We start from the raw sequence: 15,050 nt of genomic DNA on the forward strand, positions 1-15,050 counted from the left end.
CTCAAGCCTCCGGATAGCGCTCGCGGGCAGCCGCCAGCCGGGTCGGGATATGCTCGCTCGGGAACAGGCCGTCGACCGGTTTGGTGGCCTTCATCATTGTGCGCGCGATCTGGGCGCGGTGCACGTCGGTCGGCCCATCGGCGAATGCCAGCGCCGAAACGCCCGCCCAGAACGGGCCGAGGAAGGTCTCGTACGTGATGCCAAGGCTGCCGTGAAGCTGCACCGCGCGGCCGATGATATCCTGCATCACGCTCGCCATCGCCACTTTGCACATCGCGATGTGGTGCCGCGCTTTGCCGTGTGGTTCACGCCCGGCCTCGACCTCGTCGATCAGCCACGCCGTCTTGAGCACCAGCATGCGGAATTGTTCGAGCTGGATTTCTGAGTCCGCGATCAGACCTTGCACGAACTGGTGATCGCCCAGCTTGCGCCCGCGCGTGCGGCGGGAAACCGCGCGTTCGAGCATCATGTCGATCGCGCGCCGGCACCGCCCGACACTGCGCATCGCGTGGTGAATACGCCCGCCGCCAAGCCGCGCCTGCGCCACCTTGAAGCCCTCGCCGGCTCCGCCCAGCATCGCATCGGCGGGCACGCGGACGGCGTTGTAGCGGATATAGGCGTGGCTGCCCTCGTCGGGGCTTTCACCCACCGTGGCGACGTTCCGCAAGATTTCGATTCCGGGTGTGGCGGCATCCACGATGAACATGCTCATGCGGCTGTGCGGCGGGTTTTCGGGGTTGGTCACCGCCATCACGATCAGGAACGCGGCGTGTTTGGCGTTCGAGGTGAACCACTTCTCGCCCTCGATCACCCATTCATTCCCGTCCATGCTTGCGCTGCACGTGAACTCGGTCGGATCAGCGCCGCCCTGCGGTTCGGTCATCGAGAAGGCCGAGACGATTTCGCCCGCCATCAGCGGCGCGAGGTAGCGCGACTTCTGCTCGGTCGTTCCGAACATCGCGAGGATTTCTGCGTTACCGGTATCGGGCGCGGCGGTGCCGAACACGGTGGGCGCCCACGACGATCGGCCGAGAATCTCGTTCATCAGCGCCAGCTTGACCTGGCCATAGCCCGGCCCGCCGAGATGCTCGCCCAGATGGCACGCCCACAGCCCTTGCGCCTTCACTTGCGCCTGCAACGGCTTGAGGTGCGCGCGCGATTTGGCGTGCTTCACATCGTAAGTAAGGCCCGGAAACAGCAGGTCCATCGTCTCGCATTCGTCGCGGACGAAAGTGTCCATCCAGTCGAGCTTGGCCTGAAAATCGGGCTCAACGCGGAAATCGATCATTTCACAGTCCTTTGGCTAATCTCTCCACAAACCGGGCATTGCGCGCGAACGCCGCATCGACAATCCGCGCGAAGAACTCGCCGGTCTTTGTCGGCAATATCCCCGCAGCAGCCTGCGCCACCTTGTATTCGAGCAGGCAGCCCGATTTGAACCCCGCCAGCACCAGGTAATAATCGAACTCGGCCGGATCGCGCCCCGTGCCCGCGCAATAATAGCGCGCCAGTTCCTGCCGGGTGGGGAAGTGATCGGGGTTGTTGAGGCCCGAGCCGCTGGTCACGTCGTCCCACCGTTCATCGCGCATGGCGCCGCAGAACCAGCCGAGATCGAGCATCGGATCGCCGATGGTGGACAATTCCCAGTCGATCATGGCCGCCAGCCGCGCGGGCGGAGCGTAATGAAACATCATGTTGGGCGTGCCGACATCGCCGTGGATGATCCCGGCGTGGCGGGTCTCGCGCACGTTGCGGCGCAGCCAGCCTTCGACTTCGGTATATCCGGCAATGTCGCGCCCCGCGTAGGCGTAGCGCTGCTTGTAGCTCGCCAATTGCCCCGCCCAGCGATCGACCTGGCGTTCGAGGAATCCCTCGGGCTTGCCGTAATCACCCAGCCCCACCGCGCGGTAATCGACGTTGGCCAGTGCCACCAAGCCGTCCACGATCGCGAAAGGGATGCCGTATGTGTAGGGCATCGCGTCGAACGGTGGCTCGTTGTGGATCGTCTCGTCGCGTAAGTTGGGCGCCCAGCCCTGGACCTTATCCATCACGTAGAATGGTGCGCCGATCACTGTCGGATCGTCGCATGAAGCGTGGCAAGTGGGATGCGGAACGTCCGAACCGCGCAACGCGGTCAGCACCCGCGCCTCGCGCAGCACTCCGTTTTCCGCGCCGGGCGGCGGGACGGCGGGCGGGCGGCGGAGAACCATGCTCGGCCCGCCGCGATCGCCCCCTGATCTTTGAAGCGTCAGCACCACGTTCGAGGTGCCGCCGCTCAGCAGCGCGGTCCTTAGCGGCCCATCGCCGAGCTGCGGCACATGCGCGTCCAGCCACGTGGTCAGCCGCCCGACCGGGGCCAGCACGGCGAGATCGTGGACAATTTCGCTCATGGCAATGCGTCGATGAGCGCCTTCGCCAACACCAGCACCCTTTCGAACTCGGCCACGGCGGAGGGTATCTGCGCGCGGTAGCTGGCAAAGCCGTGGATGGTGCCCTTCGCCTCGTGGAACGCGGTAGGGATGCCCGCCTCGATCAGCTTGGCGGCGTAAGCGCGGCCTTCATCGCGCAGCGGATCGAGCGCTGCGGTAACCACCAGCGCGGGCGGCAAACCGGCCATATCGGCGTGCAGCGGGGCGTAGCGCCAATGCGTCGGATCGGCGGCGTAGTGCGTTTCATAGAGCGCCATGTTCGCGCTCTCCAGCCCGTAGCCATCGGCAAAAGCCAACCGCGAGGCGGTGCCTTTCGCGCGGCCGGTGCCGGGGTAGATCGGGAACTGAAACATGACCGGCACCGCGGCGGGCTTGTCGCGCAGCGCCAGCGCGGTCACGATCGCAAGGTTGCCACCCGCGCTGTCGCCGCACACGATCAGGCCGGTTGCCTCGCGGCCCAACGCCTCGGGGTTCGCCGCCACCCAGCGCGCGGCGGCTTCGGCATCGTCGGGCGCGGCGGGCCACTTGTGCTCGGGCGCCAGCCGATATTCGACCGAGACCACCGGCAGATCGAGCCCGCGCGCGATCGACGCCGCCATGCCCGCATGCGTGGCGATCCCGCCGACGATGAACCCGCCGCCGTGGTAGAACACCACCACCGGGCCGGGTCCACGATGCTCGCGCGGATCGAACAGCCGCAGCGCGATTTTGCCGCCATCAGAGATATTGGCGGGATCGGGCATCGCCAGATCGCGCACCGTCGGCATATCGCCCACCGGCAGGTCCATTCCGGCCATCATTTCGGGCGGCAGCTTGCGGATCATTGCCAGCACTTCGGCGGTCATCACCGGGCGCGGGTTGGCGGCAAGCGTGTCGAGGAACGCACGCACATCCGGCAGCACGAACGGATCGGTCATCGGTCAGTTCCTTCAAGCAGAGCGAATTGGGCGCGCAAGGCGTGCTTTGCCAGCTTGCCCGAAGCCAGCCGGGGCAAATCATCGACGAACCGGTACAGCCGCGGCGCGGTGACCGGCGAGATGCGGGTTGCGCACCAGGCACGCAGGTCGGCTTCCAGCCCACTGCGGTCGGCGTCTGCGTGTTTGGGCTGGACGATCGCCAGGACCTGCTCGCCATAATCGGAATGCGGCACGCCGATCACCGCCACGTCGAGCACCGCCGGGTGGACGATCAGGCAATCCTCGACCGCTTGCGGGTAGATGTTGACCCCACCCGAAATGATCATGAAGTCCTTGCGGTCGGTCAGGTAGAGGTAACCGCCTTCGTCCAGCCGCCCGATATCGCCCACGGTGAACCAGTTGACGTGTTCGGGATGCGTCGCCGCGCGGGTCTTGGCCGGATCGTTGAGATAGCGCACGAACCGCCCCGGCGGTGCCTCGAACCAGATCTGCCCGGCATCGCCCGCAGGCAGTTCCGCGCCTGCCTCATCGCAGATATGGATCGGGCCGAGCGATGACTTGCCCACCGATCCCGGCCGTTCGAGCCATTCCTGCGCGGTGATGAAAGTCGCACCAACGCCCTCGGTGCTGGCGTAGTATTCGTGGACGATCGGGCCGAGCCATTCGATCATCCGACGCTTGATCTCGACCGGACACGGCGCGGCGGCGTGGAGCACGAAGCGCAGCGATGACAGGTCGTATTTCGCGCGGGTTTCCTTGGGCAGCGCCAGCAGCCTTACGAACATGGTCGGCACGAACTGCGCGTGGTTGACCTTGTATCGCTCGATCGCCGCCAAGGTCGCCTCGGCATCGAACTTGGCGAGCGTGACAAATGTGCCGCCCAGCCGCTGCGTCAGCAGCATCGCGTTGAGCGGCGCGCCGTGGAACAGCGGGCCGGCGTTGAAGCTGACCAGCGGATCGAACGCCTCGTACAACCGGGTAGAGCCTTCGCTGGTGCCGATCCGGTCGATCGGGCCGGGCTCGAACGGCATCGCCACGCCCTTGGGCCGCCCGGTGGTCCCGCTCGAGTAGAGCATATGGAAGCCGGAAATCTCGTCGGCCACCGGCTCGGCGGGCTGCGCGGCCATGGCTTCGGTCAGGCTGATCGACCCAGGCAGCGGCGTGTCGTCGGCTGCAAACAGATGCGTCACGTCGGGAATCACCCCGCGATCGGCGGCCAGCGCATGCGGCGTTGGGCCGAGCGATCCCGCCACGAGCAGCGCCTTGGCGCGGCAGTCGTCGAGGATCCACGCCGCCTCGTCCGCCGACAAGTGCGCCTGGAGCAGCACCGGCATCAGCCCCGATCGCTGCGCGCCCCAATAGACTTGCGCAAACAGCAGGCCGTTGCGCAGCATCACACCCAGCCGGTCGCCCGGCCTCAGCCCGGCGGCGCGCATCGCCTGGGCAAAGCGGTTGGAAGCGGCGTCGAGTTCGGCGTAGCTCAGCGTCTCGCCGGTATCGGCCACCACCATCGCTGTGGCATCGGGCCGCGACGCAGCGTGATGGCAGGGGTGCAGGGGCCGATCCATCAAGCCCCCTCCGTGACTATTCGATGGTGCCGAGCACGGTGCCGACTTCGTATGTCTCACCCACGATCGACGCGATCCGCAGCATGCCCGATGCCGGCGCCTCGACCTCGTTGGTCGATTTGTCGGCCTCCAGCAGGAACAGCGGATCGCCTTCATTGACTTGGGCGCCGTCCTCGACCAGCCATTCGGCGACGGCCGCTTCGGTCATCGAAAAGCCGATCTTCGGGAGCAGAATCTGGGTGGCCACGGTACGTCCTTCGTGTTGGAAGCTGTTCGTCCCCGACCTGCCCCAGCGGCACCCGCCAAGTCAAAGGCCGCGCGGACCGCTGCGCACCCTATCGCGGCGACGATGCCCCTGAACCGCGTGCCTCGGCCAGCTCACCCCCGCGATGCTCGGCCTGATCGCGGAAATGGGCCAGCACTCGCAGCTTGTTGGCATGGATCGCCGCGCGCGCGAACGGCAGCCAGTAGTCGGTCGGCCCGATGTCGAGGCTATGCCGGGTCGCCAGCGTCAGCCGCGTGGTGCCGCTGGCGAGCGGCTCGATCGCAAAGCGCGCGTCGATCGTGCGAAAGTATCCGCTCACGTGCCGGGTTGCGATCGGCCCGAACGGGCTGAGTTCGGTCATCATCGGCGGATCGCTCAACACGATGAACGACAGCCGCCGGTTCGGCTCCCACACAGTCACGCGTTCGTAGGCGGTGCCGGTTGAAAACACACCCTCGCGCACCGCGCCCACGCCGGAGCCGCGGATCGTGCCCCGCATCGGATAAGCCAGACCCCAACCGAACGGAGCGGAGGGTGCCGAATGGATTGGTCCCATGTGCACCACCGAATCCCATACGGCGGGCGCGGATGCGGCGATCTCGATCGATTCGCTTGTTTCGAATTCAGCGTGCGGTGGGGCCACAGCGTCGATCGCGAACAGGAACGGCAGCGCAACCAGGCTCACCATGGTCGATTGCCGGTAGCGTCGTGCCGACGCCAGCGTCCGGCCGACCAGCGCGCCGACAATCGCCATCACCACGATGATCGGGGCCGCCATCAACAGGCAGACGAACCCTTCCAGCGCAAAGCCGATCAACCCCAGCGAGCCCAGCATTACCGCGTCGAGCGCGATCCTGATCGATCGGCGCACCCCGACGTCGCCATGGCAATTGGCGACATACGATGCGGCCATTCCCATTAACACCGGCGTTGCGACGAACAGGCCCAGACCGTAAGTGCCGAGCAAGACCGCGAACACCATCACCGCAACCACGCCAATCCCGGCGCCCGCGAGCATCCCCACCACGCTGCTATGCCAATCGACCCTCGCGGGCGTGCTCGCCGGCTCGGGCGTGGTTGCCGGAGCATCCGCGCGCACCGTCAGCCAGACAATCCCGAACAACTGTACAAAGGGGATCACCGCCAGCGCAGCCAGCAGGAAGCTCTCGTTCGTGGCCCGCGCGCGGCGGAAGGCGAGCGCGGCAAGCGCCCAGTCGCTCAGTAGCACCAGGCCGACAAGCGCGGCCATGGCCAGCGCGAAACCGGATTCGGGCAATTTCGAAAGAAGCGTCTCGAATGTTGCCCGCCATGCGGCGGCCCATGGAATGATGACGGTGGCCAGGCTCGCCGTGCGTGCAGTCAGCACGAGGTAGGCGAGCATGTGCTGGATCAGCACGAGCGCAAGGCTCGCGCCCAGATAGGGCCAACGGCCGATGCGGCCCGAGAATGCCAGAAGTGATGTCACTGCAAGCCCTTCGCCCCGGCGCGAGCGGTCAGGGGTAAGGACTGACCGCCGTGGCGGCTGTGGTGGACCGAAGCCGCGTGCGCTTCAATACCCGCGCGTTTCCACCCATTCCTCGTCCTCGCCCGGCTTCCAGGTCTTGCCCGGGATGCGGCCCGAGGCGGTGCGCAGATCGAACCCGATCGCGTCCGCCCCGCCCTCGATCGGCACGCCGAACGACGACAGCGCCCAGCTTGTCATCACGTAATGGCCGATGGTGAACACCAGGTCCATCATCTGGCGCTTGTCGTAAGCCTTTGAAAGCGTGGCCCAGGTGGCATCGGACAGCGTGCCCTGCCCGATCAGCTCGTCGATCGCCAGGAGCACCGTCTGTTCGGTCTCGGTCCAGCGCGGATCGGCGGGCGCTTCAGGCGTCCAGTCGCGGATCGCGGCGATATCCTCGAGCGTCAGCCCGGCGTTCATGCCGTAACCGACGTGGTTGTGCCATTCGTAGGCCGATTTCACTTTCGCCGCGATCCGCAGCACGATGATTTCGAGCACCCGCGTGGACAGCGTGTTGCTCATCAGCAGGTGCTTGCCCCAGACGTTGTAGGCCTTCCCCAGATCGGGGTGGTTGGCCATCGTCATGATGATGCTGGTCTTGGAGCCTTCCTCCCACGCGTTCGGCTCGCCCCAGAAGGCGCAGACTTCGCGCGAATCGTCAGTCCATTCCTCGCGCGGGAGCGGCCCGATGCGTTGGGGATTCTGGGTCATGCAGGGTCCTGATTCAGTGGAGCGCCAGCGCGGCGGCTTCGGCGTCGCAGCCGGTGGGGGTGGAGTGATCGGCGGCCAGTTCTTTGGCGGCTGCGGCGAGATCGGCCTGGAACGCGGGTTCGGCGTGCATCCGCGCGAGCGTGGCGTCGGCGGCGATGCGGCCTTCCTCGACGTCCGAAAGCCAGTGGACGTTGCACACGCGGCGGCTGTCCCCAAAGGCGCGGCCGCGCGCGGCGAGCGCGGTGGCACGTGCGGGCACGATCTCGGCCAGGATCAAACCCCAGCCATAGCCAATCGCGCTGTGGCCCGACGGGTACGAACCATCATGGCGCAGCACCGCGTCGAGATCGGGGGTGCACATCGGCTGACCGTTGACCATGAACGGCCGCTGGCGCTGGTACTTGGCTTTGGCGGCGCGGGTGCTGGCGGCAAGATCGGTCAGCGCGCGGCGCAGCAGGTGTTCGGTCAACGGGGTTTGCGTGGGGCCGATCGCGTGGCCGGCGGAACAGGCCATCGTGGCGGTCGCGCGCGGGGCGAACAGGTCGGCGTCGACCGTGGCGAGTGTCCAGCGCGGACCTCCGTGAAGCGCAAGCGCCGCCTTCGATGCCTCGACATCGCGCGCCTCGGCCGCCGATCCGGCGGCGGGCGGAGGCGGCAACAAGGCCACGCTGTCGGGCAAAGTCGACGGGGCGAGATAGCCCTTCTCGAACTTGAACCCCGCCATCGGTGCCGCCTTGGGCGCCATCGCCGAAGACATGGGGGGCTGCTCGGCTAGTGCCACGGTCCACCCCGCCCCGATCAGCACCGCCGTCCCGAGCATGGGCGCAATCCAGCGTTTCGTCATCGTTGTCCCTTCCGATCCTCGACCCACGCCGCCACTTCGAGCAAGCATTCGGTCACCTTGTCGGGCTCGGTCAGCATCAGATCGTGCCCGGTATCGATGTCCCAGAACCGCCCCTCGCTCGCAAGTCTGAGCGCTTCCACATCGCGCGTCGCCAGCGTTGACGTGCAAACGATGTGCGATTGCGGCACCCGCGCCAGCGCCGCCGGATCGCGCAACACCAACGGCTGTTCGAAGCAGGCCCACGGGTGCGGGCTCAACTTGGCTTGCATCCACGCGATCTGTTCGGGATCGGTCAAGCCATAGAACTGCGCCGGGGTGCGTTCGGGGATCAGCACCAGTTCGATCCCATTGCGCACCTCGCCCATGCTTCGCGCCATCAGCATCATCGGCCCCGCCACGTCGACCAATGACTGGCCGTCGGTGGGGTTCGCCGCATCGAGATAGACCACGTTGCCGATACGCCCGCCCACCCGATCGGCCGCCCCGGTGATCACCATCCCGCCATAGCTGTGGCCGACGAGGATCACGTCGGTCAGGTCCTCGACCTCGATCAGGCTGGCGATATCGGTCACGTGCGTATCGAGATCGATCGAGGCGTCGAGCAAGTGCGCCCGCTCACCCAGCCCGGTCAGCGACGGCGCGTGGACGAGGTGCCCGGCGGCACGCAACCGGTCGGTCACCGGCTTGTAGCACCAGCCACCGTGGCCGCCGCCGTGGACCAGGACGAAGGTCGCCATGCGGCTCAGTTCGGCTCGACGATCGCGCAACGATAGGTCGCGCCTTTCAGCCGGTGCTGCAAGGCATCCTGGTATTCGGGGCTGTCGTACCAGGCGCGCGCCTTCTCGGCGTCGGGGAATTCGAGCAGCACGATGCCATCGGGCCCATCACCCTCGATCACCTGCTGCGCGCCGTAGAAGGTCAGCGGCTTGAGCCCGTATTCGGATACATACTTGCCCGCCGCCGCCTGGTTCTTGGCCGAATACAGCGCCATCTCGGCCTCGTCGCGGACCGGGCCTTCGCGGGTGAAGATCATGTAGGCGGGCATGGGTTGGTTCCTCTCGTCCGGATCGTGTCAGGCCAGCGCGGCCAGCGCGCGCGCCTCGTCCGCTATGAACCGCCGGCTGGCGATCCACGCGAACACCGTGCTGGGCAAAGCCACGAGCAAAGTCCAGCGCATCGCCACGCCCAGCGAAGCCTCGCCATAGATCGGGTGCAGCCACTGGCTCAGCGCGCCCACGAAGAACGGCCCCAGCCCGAAGCCGATCACGTTGATCGACAGCATCAGCAGCGTCACCGCCGTGGCGCGTGATCGCGCCGGCGCCAGCGCGGCCAGCGCCGCCATCATCGGCGCCGCGCTCAGCCCGCCGATCGCGAACTGCGCGATCATCAGCGGGAACACCCACTCCGCCGGCCCGGTCAGCATCGCATAGCCGAACAGCGCCGCAGACACGCCCGCCACGATCAGGATCCACATGTACCAGCGCCGATCGCGGCGGATCAGCATGTCGCACAGCGGCCCACCCAGCGAATGACCCATGAACGATCCGAAAAACAGCGCCGCGCCCATGCCCTTGCCCACATCGGCCAGCGCCATGCCGTGGGTGCGTGCCATGAAAGCGGGCATCCAGCTCACCATGTCCATCGTCAGCAGTGCCGAAAACCCGATCGACAGCACCATCAATGTCAGGCTGGGGATGGCGATCAACTCGCGCGCGCTCGCCCACGATGGGCCGGGCGGCGGAGCATCAGACTTGCGCGCCCCGTCGGACATGCCGCGGTGCACGTCGCGCAAGGTGAACCATGCCAGAGGCGCCAGGATCAACCCCGGTATCCCCGCCATCAGGAAGGCCCAGCGCCAGCCGTGCGCCTTGGCCGCCCAGCCGCCGAACGCCGGGCCGATCATGTTGCCCATGGTCGCGCCGAACAGGAAGATCGACACCGCCGTGCCGCGCCATTTCGCCGGGAACTTGTCCGCGATCAGCGCCTGCGACGAGGACGAAAATGCCGATTCACTCACCCCGATGCCGAACCGCCCGGCAAACAGCGTCACGAACCCCAGCGCCTGCCCGCACAGCATCACCGCCGCGCTCCACCCCACAGCCGCCACCGCGATGATCCGCCGGCGTGAACGCGTGTCGGACAGCCGCGCCACCGGCACCGCCGCCAGCACATAAGCCAGCAGGAACGACAAGTCCTTGACCGCGCTGATCTGCGGATCGGTGAGGTTGAATTCGTGGCGGATCGGTTCGACCAGCACGAACAGCACATAACGCGCCGATACCACCGAGGCCGAGAGCAGCACCAGCAGCCCGAGGAACCAGGCGCGATAGCCAAGGCCGGGCAGCGGCGGCTCTGTGGTTTGGGGGCCAGAATTGGGGGCCATGTCGCTCACATCGCTGCCGTATCGATGGTGGGGCGGATCAGGATCGTTGAGACATTCGCGCGGCGCGGCAGGCCCACGATGAACAGGATCGCATCGGCAATGTCTTCGGGCTGCATCGCACCCTCCTTTGAAACGTGTGCCTGGATCATTTCGCGCCACTGCGCATCGGTGATGCTGCCCGCGATTTCGGTTTCGGTGGCGCCCGGCTCGATGATCGAGACGCGGATGCCCGCCTGGCCCACTTCCTGCCGCAGCCCTTCGGTCATGCCCGTGAGCGCGTGCTTGCTGGTCGAGTACGGCCCGAACAGCCCCGCCGCACGCCGGCCGGAGGTGGACGAGATGTTGATGATATCGCCCGATTTCTGGCGCTTCATCACCGGCACCGCCGCCTTGCAGGTATAAAGCGTGCCGTAGAGGTTGATGTCCATCACCCGCCGCCACTGGTCGAGCGTCAGCGATTCGACCCCGCCCGCCTCGTTCACCCCGGCCGAGTTGACCAGGATGTCGAGCCGCCCGGCCCTGGCCACGGTATCGGCAACGGCGGCCATGGCATCGGCCTCGACCGCGACGTCACCTGGCAGCGCCATGGCGATTCCGCCAGCCGCCTCGATCTCTGCCACCAGCGTGGCCAGCCGGTCGGCACGCCGTGCCGAGAGCGCCACCGCTGCGCCCGCCGCTGCCAGTGCCTTCGCCGCCGCAGCGCCGATGCCCGACGATGCGCCTGTCACCAATGCGACCTTTCCGGTGAGAATGCCGGCCATCGAATGTGCTCTCCCCGGCGTGTTCGCCGTCGGGCGGAAGGCTTACCCGGCGCGCGGTTGAGGTCAAACGCGGGTGCGCCGCCAGGACGACCTATCGCCGGGGCGACGCTTTCCCCCGCCGGTCGATCCGCGGTTATGGCATCGCGTGCGTTTCTTTATTAGAGAGGCTCGATGACCGCACTCGCTTCACCCGCCACCTCACGCCCCCGCGCGGGCCGGCCCACCGCCGCGCAGGCCGACGCGCGGCATATGGAACTGCTCGACACCGCGCTCACGCTGTTCCTCGAACACGGCTACGAACAGACCACGGTGGAGGGCATCGCCGCCGCCACCGGCATGACCAAGCGCACGCTTTACGCGCGCTATCCCGAGAAATCCGCACTGTTCCGGGCCGCCGTCAGCCGCGCGATCGACCGTTCGGTGACCGCGCGCGCCACGCTCGAAAGCCTCGATGAAGGCGATCTGGAGGCCACGCTGATCGCCATCGCCCGCGCCCGCGTCGCGCACGCAATGACGCCCGAGGGGTTGCGGCTCCAGCGGATCATCAACGCCGAAAGCTACCGCTTCCCCGAAATTTTCACCTGGTCGTTCGAACGCGCCACGCGGCCGGTGACTGATCACCTCGAAGCGGTATTCCAGCGCGCCACCGCACGCGGCGCATTGGCGCTCGACGATCCGGCTATCGCCGCGCGGGTGTTCCTGTCGATGGTGGTGAGCGGCCCGGTGCGGATCATCGTTTCGGGCAACGCGCTGGACGAGGCCGAGATTTCGGCGCGCATCACCTTCGCCGTGCGGCTGTTCCTGAACGGTGCGCGACCCAGAAAGGACACACCATGAGCCACCCTAAAGCCGCCGTCCTGACAGGGGCCAGCGCCGGGATCGGCAAAGCCGCCGCTGCCCAATTGCTGCGGCAAGGCTGGCGCGTGATCGGCACCGGGCGCGATCCCGCGCGCTGCGCGGCTGCCGAGGCCGAACTGTCGGCGATCGCGCCGGATCGCTTCACCATGCTGCGCGCCGACATGTCGGTGTTGGCCGAAGTTGCGCGGCTGGCAGCCGAAATCGCCGCGCTCACTCCGCGCATCGATGCGCTGCTCAACAACGCCGGCGGGGTCAGCCCCACGCGCCGGATCACCCCCGAAGGCCACGAGGAAACCTTTGCCGCCAACCACCTCGCGCCGTTCCTGCTGACGCAAAAGCTGATGCCGCAATTGACCGCCGCCGCCAGCGCCGATCACCCCGCGCGCGTGATCGTGGTGTCCTCGACCGGCCACGAACACTGCCCCGGCATCCGCTGGGACGATCTCACTTACGAGACTGATTTCGTCGGCGGCGCCGCCTATTGCCACGCCAAGCTCGCCAACATCCTGTTCGCCCGCGAACTCGCCCGCCGCGCCGCGCCGCGCCATGTGGTCAGCCACGCGATGCACCCCGGCGTGGTCGACAGCAACTTCGCCAGCCACTGCGAACCCGCGATGCAAGCCTACATGGAATCGATCAAGGACCGCTCGCTGACGCCCGAGCAAGCGGCGGAGACGCTGGTGTGGCTGGCGAGCGCAGACGAGCCGGGGCGTGTGACGGGGCGGTATTGGCACCAGTGTGCCGAGGTCACGCCCGCTAGCGCGTCGCTGGACGATGCGGCTGCGGCGAGGTTGTGGGCGGTGAGTGAGGAGTTGGTTGCGGGAGTTTGATTTGTGGTCATCCCTCCATCGTCATTCCCGCGGAGGCGGGAATCCAGTTCGACGGTTGCGACTGGATTCCCGCCTTCGCGGGAATGACGAGATTTGGTGGGAACCAGTCGTTCAGATCGAAGGTTCTGTCCCGTCGCCAAGGTGAAGAAGGCCCTCCCGCACAGTGAACCAGCGGGGAGCATCACCCCGTCTATCTACCATATGCCATTGAGGTTGCCCGTCTGTCGTGGAGAACGAAAGGAAGCGCACGCCTGTCTCGGTTGTAAGTGCAACCTCGGGCAAAATGCTGAATAGCTCGCACCGAGCGATCCGCGCATCACGAAGCAACGAGAAGGCTGGTTCCCAGCGATCTTCCTCGCTCCAGCTTCCGCAAAGGATGGAAGCCGAGTTTTCCACTCGCCAACTCCACTCGACTCCGAGAGACACTTCGCCTTCCGGGTTGCCCATCGAGCCATCTCGTCTGGGTCGTGGAGATAGCTTGCCGATCTCGATGAAGAGGGCGGAACCATAGCCACGCCAAACGTGGCTGATTGGCTGCCCCATCAAGGTGGCAGCGAATGACGAGAATGCTTCCGTTGGGCTCATTGCCACCGTCATACAGCCAATCTGGAATGGCGACTATTGGCCGAGAGCCGTCCGCCTCATTTTGTTGGTTATCTGCCACGAGAGTTGATATGCTGCGAAGCTATGAGCCTTGTGTCGATTGCGGTGTACGATGATGAGCTACATCAAAGGCGGGGCAGAATTTGCCGCCGCGAAGACGGGCTATTTCAATTCACCTTGGAACGCCTAACCGAAGAAACGGAAGAGTTTGAAGCATATTGGAGTCCAGTCAGCGTGTCCGGAATCTACGGCACTGCTGATGAAGCACTGGCGGGGCTGCGGAAGAAAATGCCAAAGGCCGAAGTACTCGAAGGCGCAAAGCCAGTGACGATGCAACCTAGCGGGTATTGGCCAGACCCTTAGCTTAACGGCAAGTCTTGGGCGTAAGCCGCCACCCGCCGCAATGCCCACCCCGCTGCGACTAGCTCGCCTGCGGCTCGGCAAGTCTCGCGCCCCGCCCGCTTGCAGGAGGGGGTCAGGGGGGAGTGGGCACTTCTAACTTACAACCGCGCCACCACCTGCGGCAAATCCCCCGTCGTCCGAATACCCGGCGCAGCGCCGCACACCGCCGGCACCGCATTGACCGCGCGATGCCCGGTCAGCCCCGGCGTGAACGCTGCATAGTCCTCGGGCGCGACCGGGAAGGTGATCGACACGTCGAGCGGGGTGTCACCCTCCACCTTGATGCGCCAGCCACTCTCGCGCAGTTCCCACGACGGCTGGTTGATATTTCGCCCACAAAACCAGTTCGCGCGGAAGCGCAGCACCGGCTGGCCATTGCGCAGGCCCTCGATCGTTATCCGCTGCGCCGCCACGGTGCCCTTGAGGATCAGCCCGGCAGCGATCGTCGTATCCTCCAGCGCGGCGGCGTTCTCGCCGAACGCCTGCCATTTGTCGATTTCGATCTCTGCCGCTTCGGCCACGTGCGCCAGGCTCGCGGCGAAATCGTGCTTCACGTATTCCACCTTCATCGGATCGAACGCGCCCGGCGGCACGCCGTAGCCCATCACCTTGAAGATCAGGTCGGGCGAATTGCGGCTGGCCATGTCGGCGAATTCGTCGATCGTCAGGCAATCGAGCCGGCGCGACAGCGACAACAATGTGATCGCCAGCGCCTCGGTGACGAAGCCGGGGCTGGAGCCGGTGCTATGGATCGAAGTGCCGCCCGTTGCGCAGGCCGCTTCGATTTTCGCTCGGACGCCCGCATCCATGCTGCCCGGATGGTGGAAATCACCACGCGTGGTGACCACGTTCTTGCCCGAGGCGAGAAGCAGGCACAGCTCGTCGATATCGGTGCCCTGCCGCATGTAGAGCACGCAATCGGCCGGCGTGTTCACCATTGCGTCGACCGAATTGGTGGCGAGGATTCCGGTCTCG

General features: G+C 66.3%; 16 protein-coding genes. 3 read left to right on the top strand and 13 right to left on the bottom strand.

Annotated features, from left to right (window positions below):
* Position 1: 1 nt before the first annotated feature.
* The 12 genes from Q0R16_RS02915 to Q0R16_RS02970 all read right to left on the bottom strand — a co-directional run bounded on the left by Q0R16_RS02915 (position 2) and on the right by Q0R16_RS02970 (position 11,382).
* On the bottom strand, positions 2-1,288 hold the full coding sequence (locus Q0R16_RS02915; RefSeq protein WP_295631643.1) for an acyl-CoA dehydrogenase family protein: 1,287 nt from the start codon (positions 1,286-1,288) through the stop codon (positions 2-4).
* 1 nt (position 1,289) lies between these two features.
* On the bottom strand, positions 1,290-2,390 hold the full coding sequence (locus Q0R16_RS02920; RefSeq protein ID WP_295631646.1) for a phosphotransferase family protein: 1,101 nt from the start codon (positions 2,388-2,390) through the stop codon (positions 1,290-1,292).
* Positions 2,387-3,346 carry an alpha/beta hydrolase gene (locus tag Q0R16_RS02925; protein WP_295631649.1) on the bottom strand — a complete coding sequence of 320 codons (960 nt, stop codon included), beginning with the start codon at positions 3,344-3,346 and terminating at the stop codon, positions 2,387-2,389. Before Q0R16_RS02925 ends, Q0R16_RS02920 begins: the two co-directional genes overlap by 4 nt.
* On the bottom strand, positions 3,343-4,914 hold the full coding sequence (locus Q0R16_RS02930; protein WP_295631652.1) for an AMP-binding protein: 1,572 nt from the start codon (positions 4,912-4,914) through the stop codon (positions 3,343-3,345). Before Q0R16_RS02930 ends, Q0R16_RS02925 begins: the two co-directional genes overlap by 4 nt.
* Before the next feature lie 16 nt (positions 4,915-4,930).
* Positions 4,931-5,161, bottom strand: coding sequence for a biotin/lipoyl-containing protein (locus tag Q0R16_RS02935; protein WP_295631655.1), 231 nt, complete (start codon positions 5,159-5,161; stop codon positions 4,931-4,933).
* An 88-nt stretch (positions 5,162-5,249) separates the two neighbouring features.
* Positions 5,250-6,644, bottom strand: coding sequence for a hypothetical protein (locus Q0R16_RS02940; protein ID WP_295631658.1), 1,395 nt, complete (start codon positions 6,642-6,644; stop codon positions 5,250-5,252).
* A gap of 84 nt (positions 6,645-6,728) precedes the next feature.
* Positions 6,729-7,394: a carboxymuconolactone decarboxylase family protein gene (locus tag Q0R16_RS02945; protein WP_295631661.1), complete on the bottom strand. Its 666-nt coding sequence runs from the start codon at positions 7,392-7,394 to the stop codon at positions 6,729-6,731.
* Positions 7,395-7,407: 13 nt separating this feature from the next.
* On the bottom strand, positions 7,408-8,238 hold the full coding sequence (locus Q0R16_RS02950; RefSeq protein ID WP_295631664.1) for a phosphatase PAP2 family protein: 831 nt from the start codon (positions 8,236-8,238) through the stop codon (positions 7,408-7,410).
* Entirely contained in the window at positions 8,235-8,975 is a 741-nt protein-coding gene (locus Q0R16_RS02955) for an alpha/beta hydrolase (RefSeq protein ID WP_295631667.1), read from the bottom strand. Before Q0R16_RS02955 ends, Q0R16_RS02950 begins: the two co-directional genes overlap by 4 nt.
* Before the next feature lie 5 nt (positions 8,976-8,980).
* Complete coding sequence (locus Q0R16_RS02960) at positions 8,981-9,283, bottom strand: DUF1330 domain-containing protein (RefSeq protein ID WP_295631670.1); 303 nt, start codon at positions 9,281-9,283, stop codon at positions 8,981-8,983.
* Positions 9,284-9,310: 27 nt separating this feature from the next.
* Positions 9,311-10,621 carry an MFS transporter gene (locus tag Q0R16_RS02965; protein WP_295631691.1) on the bottom strand — a complete coding sequence of 437 codons (1,311 nt, stop codon included), beginning with the start codon at positions 10,619-10,621 and terminating at the stop codon, positions 9,311-9,313.
* A 5-nt stretch (positions 10,622-10,626) separates the two neighbouring features.
* Entirely contained in the window at positions 10,627-11,382 is a 756-nt protein-coding gene (locus Q0R16_RS02970) for an SDR family NAD(P)-dependent oxidoreductase (protein WP_295631673.1), read from the bottom strand.
* A gap of 171 nt (positions 11,383-11,553) precedes the next feature.
* Here Q0R16_RS02970 and Q0R16_RS02975 point away from each other — a divergent pair, with 171 nt between their 5' ends.
* The 3 genes from Q0R16_RS02975 (at position 11,554) to Q0R16_RS02985 (ending at position 14,036) form a co-directional block, all read left to right on the top strand.
* On the top strand, positions 11,554-12,219 hold the full coding sequence (locus Q0R16_RS02975; protein WP_295631678.1) for a TetR/AcrR family transcriptional regulator: 666 nt from the start codon (positions 11,554-11,556) through the stop codon (positions 12,217-12,219).
* Entirely contained in the window at positions 12,216-13,070 is an 855-nt protein-coding gene (locus tag Q0R16_RS02980; protein WP_295631681.1) for an SDR family NAD(P)-dependent oxidoreductase, read from the top strand. Before Q0R16_RS02975 ends, Q0R16_RS02980 begins: the two co-directional genes overlap by 4 nt.
* Before the next feature lie 621 nt (positions 13,071-13,691).
* Complete coding sequence (locus tag Q0R16_RS02985; protein WP_295631684.1) at positions 13,692-14,036, top strand: hypothetical protein; 345 nt, start codon at positions 13,692-13,694, stop codon at positions 14,034-14,036.
* 137 nt (positions 14,037-14,173) lie between these two features.
* Here the strand turns inward: Q0R16_RS02985 and Q0R16_RS02990 are convergent.
* Positions 14,174-15,050 (bottom strand): dihydrodipicolinate reductase (locus Q0R16_RS02990; protein ID WP_295631687.1); only part of this gene is annotated, 877 nt, incomplete at its 5' end.

The organism is Novosphingobium sp. (genome assembly GCF_025351285.1).
Taxonomy (GTDB): Bacteria; Pseudomonadota; Alphaproteobacteria; order Sphingomonadales; family Sphingomonadaceae; genus Novosphingobium.